Source organism: Nocardia sp. CY41, assembly GCF_009829325.1.
Classification (GTDB): domain Bacteria; phylum Actinomycetota; class Actinomycetes; order Mycobacteriales; family Mycobacteriaceae; genus Nocardia.
The window spans coordinates 33,820-48,101 of record NZ_VUOS01000006.1 but is presented as its reverse complement, the minus strand read 5'-3'; the positions used below and the strand labels follow the sequence as shown (position 1 = coordinate 48,101).

Below are 14,282 nucleotides of genomic sequence, written 5' to 3'. Positions count from 1 at the left end.
AGTTGATCGGAGCCGCACATGCCGCCGCCCGCTGTCGACGTCGCCGAGGTGACGGCCGGTTATCGAGGACGTCCGGTGCTGCGCGCGTTCAGCGCCGCGATCCCGGCCGGGCGAGTGACCGCCCTCGTCGGACCCAATGGTTCCGGCAAATCCACCCTGCTCGGCGTCTTGGCCGGAGTCATCACGCCCACCGGGGGCACCGTTCGCCGGGAACATCTGCGGCGGCCGGCGTACGTCGTGCAACACAGCGCCGTTCCCGCGACCTTGCCGATCACCGTCCGCGAGACGGTCACCATGGGACGCTGGGCGCACCGCGGCGCATGGCGGCGCCTGACCCGGCAGGATCGCGCCGTCGTGCGCGCGTGCCTGGACCGGATGGCCATCGCCGACCTGGCCGAGCGCAGGCTCGACACCCTCTCCGGGGGTCAGCGTCAACGCGCGCTGCTCGCACGTGCACTCGCGCAGGAGTCCGACTTGCTCCTGCTGGATGAGCCGGCCACCGGCCTGGACTCCACTGCCCGGCAGGAGATCGCCGAGGCGATCCGCCACGTCGGGACGCAGGGCGTGACGGTCGTCCACGCGACGCACAGCCGCGAGGACGCCCTGCGCGCCGACCACTGCCTGCTGCTGCGAGACGGCCGAGTCGCCTGCGAGGGCGATCCGCACACCGTCCTGCGCGGAAACCTCCCCGAAACGGTCGACTAGCGCGGCACGCCGGGCATTCCGGCGAAGAGGATCTGAAAGACTTTGGGCGGGTTGGGCGTGACGGTGGTGGACGGGGTGAACGGCGCGCCCTCGTTGGTATCGGTGACCACATAGCGGGCGTGACTGTCCGGAACTCGGTCGAGAATCCCGTCGCAGCGCGGCCCTCCGGTCGCGTTCACTTTGGGCAGGTCGTCCGGAAATTTGTAGGGCTGTGCCCCGTACATGAAACTCGCGTTGAAGATGGCCCCGGGTTTGTTGCCGCCGATGATGGCCTCGGCCGCGGGAAGTGCTTTCGCGATGCCGACCACGACGCAGTGCAGCACAGGTGAATACGTGTCGAGCAGCGAAGCGGCCGGTCGCAGGATCGCCGGCACCGCCGTGAGCTCTCGCTCGTTGTCCGTGAGCGTCGAGCGGGTGGTGTCGGCCAGACCGATGAGGGTGAGCAGCACGGCGTCCAGATCTTCCGCGTCCTGGGCGACCGTCCGGCCGGTCGCGGTCGCGTTGTCCGCCGTGCGCAGCAGATCGGGGGCGGTGTCGGCGTAGAGTCCGGTGACGTGCCCGGCGGCGGAGAGATCACGCCGCAGCGCGGGCAGGCTCGGGTTGATCTGCCGCAGGTAGTCGTCCGCGCGCGCGAGCAGATCGCCCAGGCGGTCGCCGCGTCCCTGCAGGGCGGCGCCCAACGCGGCCAGGGTGGCGTTGAGCTTGCCCGGTTCGACCTTCGCCAGGATGTCGCTCAGACGCTGGAACAGCGTATTGAATTCCACCGTCACCGATTCCGCCCGGATCGTCGATCCGGGGCGCATGGGAGTCGGCGAAGGAATGCTCGGCACGACGAAATTCACGTACTTCGCGCCGAATACGGTGGTGGAGCGGATGTCCACCGTCGCGTTGGCCGGCACCAGCCGCAGCAGCCCGGGATCGAGCGCGAGGCGCAGCCGCGCCCGGTCACCGTGGAATTCCACGGCGTCCACCCTGCCGAGTTCGACGCCCCGCATGCGCACCTCGGCATCGGCGTCGAGCACCAGTCCCGTGCGCGGCGTCTCGACGGTAAGGGGCACCGTCGCCCGAAAACGCCCGGCGTACATCGTCACCGCGACCACCACGACCGCGGTGACGAGCAGGATCAGCACCGCGCCCGCGATCTTCAACCGCAGGAGCCGCCACGTCACCAGCATCGTCTGCCTGCCGAAATTCATCGTCGAATCCACCGATCACGCATCCCGCGGCTACGGCGTCCGGCGGGCGCGACGACGGCCGTCGGCCGCGTCTTGCCGGACGCTCGCTAACCGTAGTACTGTCCAGACACGTGTCCATCATAAAACTTGGACACTTATCTGGGGAAGGATTTCCAATGACTCTGGTGAAACCACGGCGGGTATCCGGAGGCGACCACGAGCACGGTCATCTGGAGGAGTTCCGCGTCGACCCGATCGGGCTCATGCGCCGGGTCCGCGCGGAGTGCGGCGACGTCGGCTCGTTCGACCTGGCCGGGCGCCAGGTCATCCTGCTGTCCGGCGCGGAGGCCAACGAATTCTTCTTCCGCTCCGGCGACGACGATCTCGACCAGGCTGCCGCCTACCCCTTCATGAAGCCGATCTTCGGCGAGGGCGTCGTCTTCGACGCCAGCCCGGAACGCCGCAAGGAGATGCTGCACAACCAGGCGCTGCGCGCCGAGCATATGCGCGGGCACGCCGAGACCATCGCCCGCGAGGTCGAGCGGATGCTCGCGCGCTGGGGTGACGAAGGCGAGATCGACCTGCTCGACTTCTTCGCCGAGCTGACCATCTACACCTCCTCGGCCTGCCTGATCGGCGTGAAATTCCGCAACGACCTCGACGACCGCTTCGCCCACCTGTACCACGACCTGGAACGCGGCACCGACGCCCTGGCCTACGTCGACCCGTACGCCCCGATCGAGAGCTTCCGCCGCCGCGACCAGGCGCGAGCCGAGCTGGTCGAGCTGGTTCAGGCGATCATGGATCGCCGGGCCGCCGACCCGCCCACCGGCAAGGACGACCGGGACATGCTCGACGTGCTCATCTCGATCCCGGGCGACGACGGCGCACCGCGTTTCAGCGCCGGCGAGATCACCGGCATCTTCATCTCCATGATGTTCGCCGGTCATCACACCACCTCCGGCACGGCGGCCTGGACGATCATCGAACTGCTGCGCCACCCCGAGGTGCTCGGCCGCGTGGTCGCCGAACTCGACGAGCTCTACGCCGACGGCTCGGACATCAGCTTCGGCGCGCTGCGCCAGATACCGGTGCTGGAATCCGTGCTCAAGGAGACGCTGCGCCTGCACCCGCCGCTGATCATCCTGATGCGGGTGGCGCGCGGCGAATTCGACGTCTGCGGCCATCGGATCGAGGCGGGTGACCATGTCGCCGCCACTCCCGCGATCTCGAACCGGATCCCGGAGGACTTCCCCGATCCGGACGCGTTCGATCCGGGCCGCTACATCGATCCCAACCAGGCCGACCTGGTCAACCGCTGGACCTGGATTCCGTTCGGCGCGGGCCGCCACCGCTGCGTCGGCGCGGCGTTCGCGCTGATGCAGCTGAAGGCGATCTTCTCGTTGCTGTTGCGGGACTGGGAGTTCGAGATGACCCAGCCGTCCGACAGCTACCGCAACGATCACTCCAAGATGGTCGTGCAGCTCGCCCAGCCCTGCACCGTCCGCTATCGCAGGCGCCGCAGGGACGACAACGGCTGACGGCGCGGCCGGGCACGCGAGAGCTCCCCGTCGGTGACGGGGAGCCCGCACGGATCTACTCGTAGCGCACGCGCCAGCTCTTGATGCCATTGATCCACCCGGACCGCAGCCGCACGGGCTCGGCGACTTCCCGCAGATCGGGCATCGCGTCGGCGATGGCGTCGAACATCAGATCGATCTCCAGTCGCGCCAGGTTCGCGCCCACGCAATAGTGAGCGCCGGTGCCCCCGAAGCCCACATGCGGATTCGGATCGCGCAGCACGTCGAACGTGAACGGATCCGTGAAGCCCTCCTCGTCGAAATTCGCCGAGCTGTAGAACAATCCGAGCCGCTGACCTTGCCGGATGTGCTGCCCGCCGAGTTCAAGATCTTGCGTCGCGGTGCGCTGGAAGGCGGTCACCGGGGTGGCCCACCGGACGATCTCGTCGGGTGCGGTGCGCGGGCGCTGCTGCCGGTAGATCTCCCACTGCTCGGGATGATCGACGAACGCCTTCATCCCGTGAGTGATGGCGTTGCGCGTGGTTTCGTTGCCCGCCACGGCGAGCAGGATGACGAAGAAGCCGAACTCGTCCGAGCCGAGCGCTTCACCGTCCACGTCGGCGTGCACCAGCTCGCTCACGATGTCCCCCACCGGGCAGGCGCGCCGCTGCTCGGCCATGTTCCAGGCGTAGCCGAGGATCTCCGTGGAGGCCATGGCGGGATCGCCGTATTCGGGATCGTCGTAGTTGAGCATCTGGTTGGACCAGTCGAACAGCTTGCGCCGATCCGCCTGCGGCACGCCGATCAGTTCGGCGATCGCCTGCAACGGCAGTTCACAGGCGACCTGTTCGACGAAGTCGCCGCTGCCGGACTTCCTGGCCTCGTGCACGATCCGCGCGGCGCGTTCGGTCAGCGCGGCGCGCAGGCTCTCCACCGCGCGCGGGGTGAAGCCCTTGGAGATGATCCGCCGGATCTTGGCGTGCTTGGGCGGATCCATGTTCACCAGCAAGGCGCCGGTGAGCGCCATCTGCTCCGGCGTGATGTCGCCGGGCAGGCGGATGATGGCCCCTTTGCGCTCGGAGGAGAACAGCTCCGGATGCTTCGAGATCTCCTTGATGTCGGCGAGCTTGCTGACCACCCAGTAGCCGCCGTCGCGGAACCCGCCGGAGGACTCGTCGGACTGCGCGTTCCACCACACCGGGGCGGTCCGGCGCAGCTGCGCGAATTCCTCGACGGGACTGCGGTTCTCCCACAGCGCCGGGTCGGTGAAGTCCCACCCGACCGGTAATGCCGGTGCTGCCATTGCTACCTCCTGGATGAAACGAGCACGCCGGTCAACGCAGCGGAGTTCGCCGCGCGGCGTCGGGTTCGGCCGCCGCGGACCCGTCGCAGGCGGCCCCGCGCAACGAGGCGGCGGCGCGCCCCGCCACGAGCGGCAGTTCGAGATAGGTCCGCACACCCGGCGGGGCGGCGACCACGTAGGGAATCGAATTCACGCAGTGCATGGCCGTGGCGACGATGCCGGGGTTGCGTACCAGACCGGCGGCGGCGCTGTGCGCGTGCATGCCGGTGAACGTCACCGTCGCACCGGGATCACCGACGATCTCGACCTCGTAGCGCTCCCCCGCCGGCCCGAAGGTCCATGGCGGATCCAGGTCCTCGGTGCCCATGAACCAGTTCACCGCGGCCGTGATCACCGGCGTGCCGCGGACGGTCCCCTGCCAGCGGAAGCGCTGGGCCGCGACGCGTCCCGGCGCGATCGGGCCGATCGGCGAATCGATCGGCGCGGTGGCCACCGCGGTCTCGTGCGTCACCCGCACCTGTTCGTCGAGCGCGATGCCCAGCGCTTCGGCGATCATCCGGACCGACTGGCCGTAGCCGCCCGCGAGCACGTCGGCCATGACGCTGGCCGCGGCCTGCTCCGGCGTCGCGCCGAACAGCATCCAGTCCCGGACCACCTCGGGCGCGCCGTAGGTGCGGATGTCGGAGAACTCTTCGGCGCGGACCGCGGTGATCCGCCCCGACAGCGCCGACACCACCAGCGGGATCTTCTCGGTGATGCCACCGGGATGTATTCCGGTGCCGTGCAATGTCACTCCGGCGGCGCGGCACAGCTCGTCGTATCGCTGCCGCTCCGCGGGGCGCGGATGGAACCAGCTCAGCGGGGTGACGATGTTCTTGCCGGAGCGCAGGATGGCGCGCACCGTCTCGGTGTCGGCCAGGAAAGGGCTGTACAGCACGCAGTCGGCCGGTGTGGCGAGCAGACGGTCGGCGTCGGTGGTCGCGCGCACCCCGATCGGCGGGCGTCCGATCAGCTCGCCCAGATCCATGCCGTCCTTGTCCGCGCTGTGCACCCAGGCTCCGGCCAGTTCCAGCTCGGGATGGTCGAGAATGCCCTCGATGGCGGCCCGTCCGACCCCGCCGGTCGCCCATTGGATCACCCGGATCATGTCAGTCCGCCTTGTGGTCGGGCCCTCGACCGGCTACATACTGCTTGGCCCACCGGTAGTCGGGTTTGCCGCTGGGCGCGCGCACGATGGCGTCCGCCACCCAGATCTGTTTGGGCACTTTGTATCCGGCCAGAAAATTGCGAACATGCGCGTGCAGGTCGGCGAACTCGAGCGGCCCGGGGCCGGTCAGCGACACCACGGCGGCGACCTGATGACCCCAGCGTTCGTGCGGCACCCCGATCACTACCGCGTCGTAGATCGATTCGTGGGTCTTCACCACGCTTTCGACCTCTTCGACGAACACCTTCTCGCCTCCGGTGTTGATCACCATGTTGCCGCGCCCGAGCAGCGTGATCGAGCCGTCGGTTTCGGCGCGGGCTCGGTCGTCGGTGACGACCATGCGGACGCCGTCGACGGTCTTGAACAACTTCTCGGTCTTCCCGGGGTCCTTGTAGTAGCCGATCGGCACGTTGCCGGTCTTGGCCAGCCAGCCCTCCGATCCGGGCGCGACGGGGCGGCCGTCGTCGTCCACGACGACCGCGCCGCGGCCGGTCTGCACGCGGGGGCCGCGGGCGGGGTCGTCGTCTTTCCGGGCGAAACCGATGCCGCCGAAGCCCGTTTCGGACGATCCGATGGAATCCGAGACGACCGCCCAGGAAAACTGCTCCAGCAGCGCGTTCTTCACCGGTTGCGACAGCAGCGCGGCGCCGGAAGCGATCGCGAGCAAGGACGAGGCGTCCACCGGCGCGCGCTGGTACGCCTCGAGCAACGGCCTGGCCATGGCGTCGCCGGTGATCACCATGACCTGAGGACGTTGCTCGGCGACGGTCCGCCAGACGCGCGCGGCGTCGAAGCGGGACTCGAAGATCACCGTGTTGCCCGACCACAGCGCGGTGAAGGTGGGCATCATGGCGGCGGCGTGGATCAGCGGCGGCAGCACCAGCCACCTGCTCGGATCGATCCCGGCTCCGGTACGGGACTGCTGGAACTCGTCGGCGACCGGTTCGCCGGTGTAGAAGTCGATGCCGCCGCCGAGGACCCGCCACATGTCCTCTTGCCGCCACATGACGCCTTTCGGCATCCCGGTCGTCCCGCCGGTGTACATCATGAACAGGTCGTCGGCGCTGCGGTGGACCGCCGGACGATCGGCAGGCCGACCGGCAAGGGCGGACTCGTAACCTGAGCCCTCCGTGGCGGGGCCGTCTTCGTCGGCGACGCAGATCGTGTGCCGCAGCGCGGGTGTCCGCGCGCGGGCTTCGCGCACCGCGTCGGCGTAACAGGAATGGTGCACGAGCACTTCGAGATCCGCGTCGGCGTAGACGTAGGCCAGTTCCGCCACGCCGTACCGGTAGTTGATGTTGATCGGCACCGCGGCGAGCTTGAAGCACGCGATGAGCGCCTCCATCGTCTCGATGCTGTTGTGCATCTGGAAACCCACGTGCGTTCCCGCTGCGACGCCGACGCTCGCCAGATGGTGCGCGAGGCGGTTGGCGCGGGCGTCGAGTTCACCGAAGGTCACCCGGCGGCCGGACTGGATCAGCGCCACCCGCTCGGGCATGGCGTCCACGGAGTGCTCGAAGAGATCGGCGAAGTTGTTGGCCATGTCGTTCCATCTCTGGGTGGGCGGTCACACGACGGTGAGCGGCAGGGGTATCCCCCGGTCGGTGAAGGTGAAGGCGGCGCCGGTGCTGAACCGGGTCAGCGCGACCTCCGTCGCCTCCCGGAACGGTTCGTCGCCGAGCGTGACGGCGGCGCGCCAACCCTGCTCACCCGCGGCGACGACTTCCGCGCAGAAGCGCGGGTTCACGCCGCGGACCAGCGTGTTCAGCGGCTCTAGATGCTCGGGGTCGAGCATCGACGGCCAGGTTCCGTCGGTGCGCGCGCCGCTCGTGGCCGGGAACGTCACCGTGACCGCACCGCCGGACTCGTCGATCTCGATCCCTGTGTAAGCCAACGGATTAAGCGCCGGATGCAACCGCAGCACCGTCGCGAGCGCGGCGGCGTCGTCACCGAGACCGAGGCAACTGCGCAAGCGTTCACTGGTCAGCCCGGCGATCCCCGCGAACTGTTTGCGCCCGATCTCCAGCGCCGCGGCGGCGTCCGCCCGGGCGCGCACCGCGATCATGAAACCGAGCGTGAGCAGATGATGTTGCAGGCACACCTCGTCGGCGAGACGGACCAGCGCGGAGCGGGAGAAGTCCGCGAAGCGCACATCGCTGAGCAGCGGGCCGGAGTAGTCCGGCCGTCCTTCGTCGTCGCGGTCGATATCGGCCAGCTCGAGTCCGGCCGCCGCCGACCCGGCGACCAGGTCGGCGTTGGGCGGCACCTGCGGCGGCACGTGAGCGGGATCGATGACGACCGTCCACGCGCACACCGGCGTGCGGTCGGCCGGACGGCGGGGCGGGCGGTGGATCGGCCGGACCTGGGCGTGCGGGTTGGTGGCCAGCGCGGTCGCGTCGAAGGTCGGGTCTTCGATGTCGTGGCACATCGACACGACGAAGTCATCGCCCATCGGTTCCACGTCGGCCAACGCACCGCAGTGGTCGAGCCAGAACTCGCCGCGGTGGTGGTCGTCGACCCGGAAACGGAAATCCATGAACTGCGGTGGCGCGCCGATGTCCAGTTGCAGGCCTTTGAAGATGGTCTCCACGCCGTCGCCGGAGAAGCCGAGCGCCCGCTGCATGCGCCGGGTGTAGACCGGGCTGGCCACCTGCCACTCCTCGATGGCGATCGCGGTCATGCCCTCGCGGCCGAAGGCGGCGATCGAATGGGCCATGCCGGAGCGGTCGATGAGGTGCCCGCACAGGAGCAGCTCGGGAACCAGCGCCGCCAGGGTCTCCCGGTCCAGGTCGGCGAATCGGCTGTGTGGTGCGGCCATGTCGGTCACCACAGCGGAACGGGGGACTCGCCGACGCGATACCAGCCGGGCAGCGGCTGACCGGAGACCGAGCGCTCGATGCGCTTCTGCATGCCCGGCGTCAGCGCCTTGTTCGTGATCATCTCCAGGAACAGCGCCGAGACGTTACCGAAGTCGAAGAAGTCGCGCTGCCAGGACCATTGGAAGTCGCCCGCGTAGCGGAACCAGCTACCGCCGATGCCCTCGGGCGAGTAGTTGCGCCCATCCGGACGTGTGGCCTCGCTGACCTGCTTCCAAAGTCCGATGACGTTGCCGGTGCGGTCGTCGACCACGAATTCCTGATAGGGGTAGGTCCAGCCCTCCAGCCCGGCCATCTCCTGGCCGAGGGCCAGGTCGCGGATCTCGTCACGCCCGACGGCCATGAACTCCTGGGTGGGGCCGTAGTTCCAGCCGTAGGTGGCGTCCTCGGTGTACATCTGCGCGAGCGGCTTCCAGTCGCCCTTTTCCTCGCAGCGCTGGTTCTCCACGATCCAGCGCTGGATCATCTCGTCGAGCTCGGCGCGGTCGAAACCTGGCATCAGTCGCTACCTTTCGGGGAGGAGTCGGTCGCGCCTTCGCCGGCGATCGACAGGGCTTGGGTAGGGCAGTAACGGATCGCGTCCGCCACGGCGGGCCGGAGGCCGGCGTCCGGCCCGTCGTCGAGGATTTCGACCCGGCCGCGTCTGGGCACCCGGAACACCTCCGGCGCCTCGGCCTGACAGACGGCGTGCCCCTGGCACAGATCCAGATCGGCCCGGATTCTCATGACCGGCTCCGCGCGATCCGGTGGGGCGAGCCCGGCCTGCGGAACCGTTCGGATCGGCGGCTCATCGTGTCTCCACGGTGATGGGTAGGTGCGCGAAACCACGCACGTTGGACGAATGCACGCGTTGGATGCCGTCGGAAACGATGTCGAAAGTCGTGACGCGCGAGGCGAACTCCTGCAACGCGATGGTCGCTTCCAGCCGGGCCAGATGGGCGCCGAGGCAGAAATGCACTCCCGCGCCGAAACTCGCCAGACCCGACTTGTCGGCACGATCGATGCGGAAACTGTCACCGTCGTCGAACACATCCGGATCACGGTTGGCCGAACCGATCAGCAACAGCACCTTCGACCCCGCCGGGATCGTGCCGCCGTGATAGTCCAGATCCTCGGCCGCCGTGCGCGCCACCATCTGGCTGGAGGTGTCGTAACGCAAGGTCTCTTCGACCCAGTCCGAGACGAGATCCGGGTCCGCGGCGACCTTCGCGTACTCCCCCGGGTTACGCGCCCCCCAATACAAGGCGTTACCCAGCAATTTGGTGGTGGTCTCGTTTCCCGCCACAACCATCAGAAACAAGAACCCGATGATCTCCTCGTCCGCCAAGCGGTCGCCCTCGATCTCCGCGTCCAGCAGAGCCGAAGTCAGATCCTCTCGCCGCGCACGCCGCCGCTCGGCCACCATCTCGGCGTAATAGACCAGCAGCTTCATCGACGCCTCCGCCGCGGCCACCGGAACATCCAGCACACCGTCCTCGCGGTGCACCACCAGATCGGCCAACCGCCGGATCTCCACCCGATCCGCTGCCGGGACTCCCATCAATTCCGAGATCACGTCCATCGGCAACTTGCCCGCCACCGCATCGATCCAGTCGAAACGACCGCCGGCCACCGCGGGCTCCAGATACGACAGCGTCAGCTCCCGGATCCGGTTCTCCATCTCCGCCACCCGCTTCGGGGTGAACCCCTTGAATACCAAGCGCCGCATCCGCATATGCCGTGGATCGTCCATCGCCAGGAAGGACATCACCCGATGCGCATGCGGCCCCCACGCCGCCGGATCCAGTGACACCCCGTTCGCACTCGACAACCGCACACTGTCACGGAACGCCCCGACCACATCCGCATGCCGCGACAAGGCCCAGAAGCCCAGATCCGGGTTGTGATACAGCGGCGCCTCCTCCCGCAGCCGCCGATACGTCGGATACGGATCTTCGTGGAACCCGTAGTCATACGGATCGAACACCAGCGGCTCCACCGCAGCGGTCATCGCCCACACTCCCAAACCGAGAACACGTTCTCCGCCGGGCGTGACAAGATCCCACACCGGAGAGACACATAGCTGGACATGTGTCTGGACGGTACCACTGACGCATTTTCAGGACAATCCCGAACGAGCGATCTCTTCGAATCCTGGATCAACAGCGTCCATACCGCCGAGAAACAAGAACGCGTTCTTGCCGAGGGCGGCCGACCGGACTACATTCCGAACAGTTGTCCAGACACCTACGGTCCGGCAGCCGCCGGCCTCCGCCTGCGAGATGACGAGGGGTGCCGCAGGCGGAAGACGGACGCCGCATCGAACGACGCGACGAGACGAGGGTTCCCATGCGATTCGGCATCGTGCTGTTCACCAGCGACCGCGGCATCGCGCCCGCCCCCGCCGCCCGCGCCGCGGAGCAGGCGGGCTTCGACTCCTTCTACGTCCCCGAGCACACCCACATCCCGGTCGCGCGCACCGCGGCACACCCACAGACCGGCGACGCGTCCCTGCCCGACGACCGGTACCTGCGGACGCTCGACCCATGGGTGGCGCTGTCCATGGCGGCCACCGTCACCGAGCGCATCGAACTGGCCACCGCCGTCGCGCTCCCGGTGGAGCACGATCCGATCTCCCTGGCCAAGACGATCGCCTCCCTGGACCATCTCAGCGGTGGCCGGGTGCTGCTGGGCGCCGGATTCGGCTGGAACACCGACGAACTCGCCGATCACGGCGTGCCGGCGCGCAAACGGCGCACGGTGCTGCGCGAATACCTGGCCGCGATGCGGGCGCTGTGGAGCCGGGACGAGGCGAGCCACGACGGCGAGTACGTGCGCTTCGGACCGAGCTGGGCGTGGCCCAAGCCGGTGCGGCGCGCGGTGCCGGTGCTGATCGGCGCGGCCGGCACCGAACACACCTTCCGCTGGAGCGCCGACTCCGCCGACGGCTGGATCACCACCCCCGGGGAAACGGAGATCACGGATCGGCTCGCGCTACTGCACGAGATCTGGGAGCAGGCCGGTCTCTCCGGACGTCCACGCGTGGTGGCTCTCGACGCCACACCGGATGCCGCCCGCCTGGACGATTGGGAGCGCGCGGGCGTCACCGACGTCGTCTACGGACTACCGGACAAGGACGAAGGGGCGGTGCTCGCCTATCTGGACCGGCTCTCCGGCAAGCTGACCGCCATGGGACGGCCACTCGGCATGAGCGCCCGGCCGTAGCGCACCGCGCGGACATTTCCACAGTGGCCGGACACACAGCCGTTCACCCAGCACGGAAGTTGCCGGAATAGAGTGACAACTCTAGTCTAGACACATGTCCGAAAGCCATTCCAGAACCGTCGAGGCGACGCGGCGGCGCTTGTCCGGAAAACAAGCCGACACCGTCGAGAAGCTCACCAGATCGGCGTTGGAAGTGCTTTCCCGGGAGGGGTTCGCGGGCATGACCATCCGGATGGTCGCCGCCAACGCCAAGGTCGGCACCGCCACCGCCTATACATATTTCTCCTCCAAGGAGCACCTGGTCGCGGAGATCTTCTGGCGCAGGCTGCGCGCGACGCCCTCGCCCGTCAGCGAGGAACCGGATGCCACCGTGCGGGTGATCGCCGAACTACGCAGCATCGCGTTGCTCGTCGCCGACGAACCGGCATTGTCCGGCGCGGTCACCAGCGCGCTGCTCGGCCGCGATCCGGATGTCGAACATTTGCGGGCCCGCATCGGTCTGGAAATCCGCGCCCGGCTCGCGCATGCGCTGTCCGGAAATCCCGACGCGGACGTTCTGAAATCACTCGAATTGCTGTATGGGCGCGCTGGTCCACGCCGGGATGGGCTACGAATCGTATTCCGACATCGCCGACCGCATCGAGCGGTCCGCGATGCTCATCCTGCAGTGACGCGGCGGGTTGCGCGTCACTGCCCGGCCAGGCCCAATTTCAGCGACGCCCCGCCGTCGACGAACATCTGCAAGCCGGTCACGTAGCGCGACTCGTCGGAGGCCAGGAACGTGATCGCGTGCGAGATGTCCGAGGATTCGACGAAGGGAATCGGCATGGCCTGCATGAACGGAAAGGTGACCTCGGCGTCGGCGCGCGTCGGGTTCTGCACGTCGGGCCGGAAGATCTGATACATGCCCGGATTGTGCAGCATGTCGGTGTCGACATTGGTCGGGTGTACCGCGTTGATGCGGATCGAACTCGGTCCCAGCGTCAAGGCCAACGTCTGTGTGTAGGACCGGATCATCTTCTTCGACAGGCCGTAGCCGTCGCCGCCGGGGCCTTGCAGCGCCTGCTGGCCGTTGAACCCGGTCTGCGGCACCAAGCCCGCCACCGAACCGGTCACGATGATCGAGGCGCCCGCGCCCAGATGCGGCAGGGCGGCGTGCACGGTGTTCACCACGCCGACGAAGTTGACGTCGAAGACGTCGACGAATCCCTGCAACGGCACGTGGTGGCCGAGCGGGCAGATCCCGGCGTTCGCCACGACCACGTCCAGGCGCCCGAGTTCGGCGACGCTCGCCGCGATCGCCTCGTGCAGCGCGGGCCGATCCCGCACGTCGACCTTGCGCGCCACGACGCGGCGGCCGGTCTTCGCGACCAACTCCTTCGTCTCGGCGAGATCCGCTTCGGTGGCCAGCGCGTACTCGTTACTGGCGATGTCGGCGCAGATGTCGAAGGCGACGATGTCGGCGCCCTCCTCGGCCAGGGCGACCGCGTGACTGCGACCCTGCCCCCGCCCCGCACCGGTTACCAGGACGACCTTGCCGCTGACCCGATCCATGTTTCCTCCACCGTGCTCGTCGCCGGTTCCCGCCACCCCGCGACACGCGCCGCATCGCTATGGAATAGTAACCGGACATCTGTCTGGACAATACTACGGACATAGGTATGGATCAATCACTCGCCACCGCACTCGATTGCGCTCGCGCAACCCGTCGCGATCGGGGGGTCCGATGACCCCGAGCCGGCCGCGCCATCTCGATTCGCCGCTGGTCGCGGCGCTCATCAAGTACATGTCCAAAGCCCAGGTATGGGTCTTCCGCCGGACCGCAGGACGCGTCGGCGGGCGATGGCGGATCGGCGCGGGTTTCCGCAAGCCGGTGCCGACCCTGCTGCTCGAGCACCGCGGCCGCAAATCCGGCAAGCTGTTCACCGCCCCGCTGCTGTACCTCGTCGACGGCGACGACTTGGTGATCGTCGCTTCGCAGGGCGGGTTGCCGAACCATCCGCAGTGGTACTTCAACCTCTTGGCACATCCCGCAGCCCGGGTGCAGATCGGCGCCGAGCAGCGCCGCGTCCGCGCCCGGGTGGCGACACCGGAGGAGCGAAAACGTCTGTGGCCCTTGCTGGTGGCGCTCTACCCGGACTTCGACGCCTACCGATCCTGGACGGAGCGCGAGATACCGGTGCTGATTCTGCGACCGGACGACGAGGCGCGCTGACCCCGCGCCCGGCGCGTCGAACGCGGTCCGCACCCGCACTCCCCCCATGATGTTCAGCGTTCCCGGCGCGATGGGCG

Annotated in this window: 13 protein-coding genes and 1 pseudogene; 5 read left to right on the top strand and 9 right to left on the bottom strand. The window is 68.2% G+C overall.

Going from position 1 to position 14,282, the window contains the following annotated elements; translation table 11 throughout:
* The first annotated feature begins 18 nt into the window (after positions 1–18).
* On the top strand, positions 19–705 hold the full coding sequence (aztA, locus tag GVY64_RS06900; RefSeq protein WP_159839748.1) for a zinc ABC transporter ATP-binding protein AztA: 687 nt from the start codon (positions 19–21) through the stop codon (positions 703–705).
* Here aztA and GVY64_RS06895 read toward each other — a convergent pair.
* The gene (locus GVY64_RS06895) at positions 702–1,901 is read right to left on the bottom strand and encodes an MCE family protein (RefSeq protein ID WP_236566667.1); all 1,200 of its coding nucleotides are present in this window, start codon (positions 1,899–1,901) and stop codon (positions 702–704) included. The two genes, aztA and GVY64_RS06895, sit on opposite strands and share 4 nt — an antisense overlap.
* A 155-nt stretch (positions 1,902–2,056) precedes the next feature.
* Here GVY64_RS06895 and GVY64_RS06890 point away from each other — a divergent pair, with 155 nt between their 5' ends.
* A complete protein-coding gene (locus tag GVY64_RS06890) occupies positions 2,057–3,421 on the top strand; it encodes a cytochrome P450 (RefSeq protein WP_159839747.1) in 1,365 nt (454 codons plus the stop codon).
* Between the two features lie 55 nt (positions 3,422–3,476).
* Here GVY64_RS06890 and GVY64_RS06885 read toward each other — a convergent pair whose 3' ends face one another.
* The 7 genes from GVY64_RS06885 to GVY64_RS06855 all read right to left on the bottom strand — a co-directional run bounded on the left by GVY64_RS06885 (position 3,477) and on the right by GVY64_RS06855 (position 10,776).
* The gene (locus tag GVY64_RS06885) at positions 3,477–4,703 is read right to left on the bottom strand and encodes a cytochrome P450 (protein ID WP_159839746.1); all 1,227 of its coding nucleotides are present in this window, start codon (positions 4,701–4,703) and stop codon (positions 3,477–3,479) included.
* A gap of 31 nt (positions 4,704–4,734) precedes the next feature.
* The gene (locus GVY64_RS06880) at positions 4,735–5,850 is read right to left on the bottom strand and encodes an NAD(P)H-dependent amine dehydrogenase family protein (RefSeq protein ID WP_159839745.1); all 1,116 of its coding nucleotides are present in this window, start codon (positions 5,848–5,850) and stop codon (positions 4,735–4,737) included.
* A 1-nt stretch (position 5,851) separates the two neighbouring features.
* A complete protein-coding gene (locus tag GVY64_RS06875; protein WP_159839744.1) occupies positions 5,852–7,453 on the bottom strand; it encodes an acyl-CoA synthetase in 1,602 nt (533 codons plus the stop codon).
* A 24-nt stretch (positions 7,454–7,477) separates the two neighbouring features.
* On the bottom strand, positions 7,478–8,728 hold the full coding sequence (locus GVY64_RS06870; RefSeq protein WP_159839743.1) for a hypothetical protein: 1,251 nt from the start codon (positions 8,726–8,728) through the stop codon (positions 7,478–7,480).
* A 5-nt stretch (positions 8,729–8,733) separates the two neighbouring features.
* The gene (locus GVY64_RS06865) at positions 8,734–9,285 is read right to left on the bottom strand and encodes a nuclear transport factor 2 family protein (RefSeq protein ID WP_159839742.1); all 552 of its coding nucleotides are present in this window, start codon (positions 9,283–9,285) and stop codon (positions 8,734–8,736) included.
* A complete protein-coding gene (locus tag GVY64_RS06860; RefSeq protein WP_159839741.1) occupies positions 9,285–9,512 on the bottom strand; it encodes a ferredoxin in 228 nt (75 codons plus the stop codon). The genes GVY64_RS06865 and GVY64_RS06860 overlap by 1 nt, the downstream gene beginning before the upstream one ends.
* A gap of 61 nt (positions 9,513–9,573) precedes the next feature.
* A complete protein-coding gene (locus GVY64_RS06855) occupies positions 9,574–10,776 on the bottom strand; it encodes a cytochrome P450 (RefSeq protein WP_159839740.1) in 1,203 nt (400 codons plus the stop codon).
* A 338-nt stretch (positions 10,777–11,114) separates the two neighbouring features.
* Between GVY64_RS06855 and GVY64_RS06850 the strand changes: the two genes are divergently transcribed.
* Both GVY64_RS06850 and GVY64_RS06845 read left to right on the top strand, forming a co-directional pair.
* Positions 11,115–11,990 carry an LLM class F420-dependent oxidoreductase gene (locus GVY64_RS06850; RefSeq protein ID WP_159839739.1) on the top strand — a complete coding sequence of 292 codons (876 nt, stop codon included), beginning with the start codon at positions 11,115–11,117 and terminating at the stop codon, positions 11,988–11,990.
* A gap of 94 nt (positions 11,991–12,084) precedes the next feature.
* Positions 12,085–12,661, top strand: a pseudogene (locus GVY64_RS06845) (TetR/AcrR family transcriptional regulator).
* Between the two features lie 16 nt (positions 12,662–12,677).
* Here the strand turns inward: GVY64_RS06845 and GVY64_RS06840 are convergent.
* Positions 12,678–13,544 (bottom strand): mycofactocin-coupled SDR family oxidoreductase, encoded by an 867-nt coding sequence (locus GVY64_RS06840; RefSeq protein ID WP_159839738.1) that lies wholly within the window; start codon positions 13,542–13,544, stop codon positions 12,678–12,680.
* A gap of 172 nt (positions 13,545–13,716) precedes the next feature.
* Between GVY64_RS06840 and GVY64_RS06835 the strand changes: the two genes are divergently transcribed.
* Positions 13,717–14,205, top strand: a complete 489-nt coding sequence (locus GVY64_RS06835) for a nitroreductase family deazaflavin-dependent oxidoreductase (RefSeq protein ID WP_159839737.1) — start codon at positions 13,717–13,719, stop codon at positions 14,203–14,205.
* Positions 14,206–14,282 lie beyond the last annotated feature (77 nt).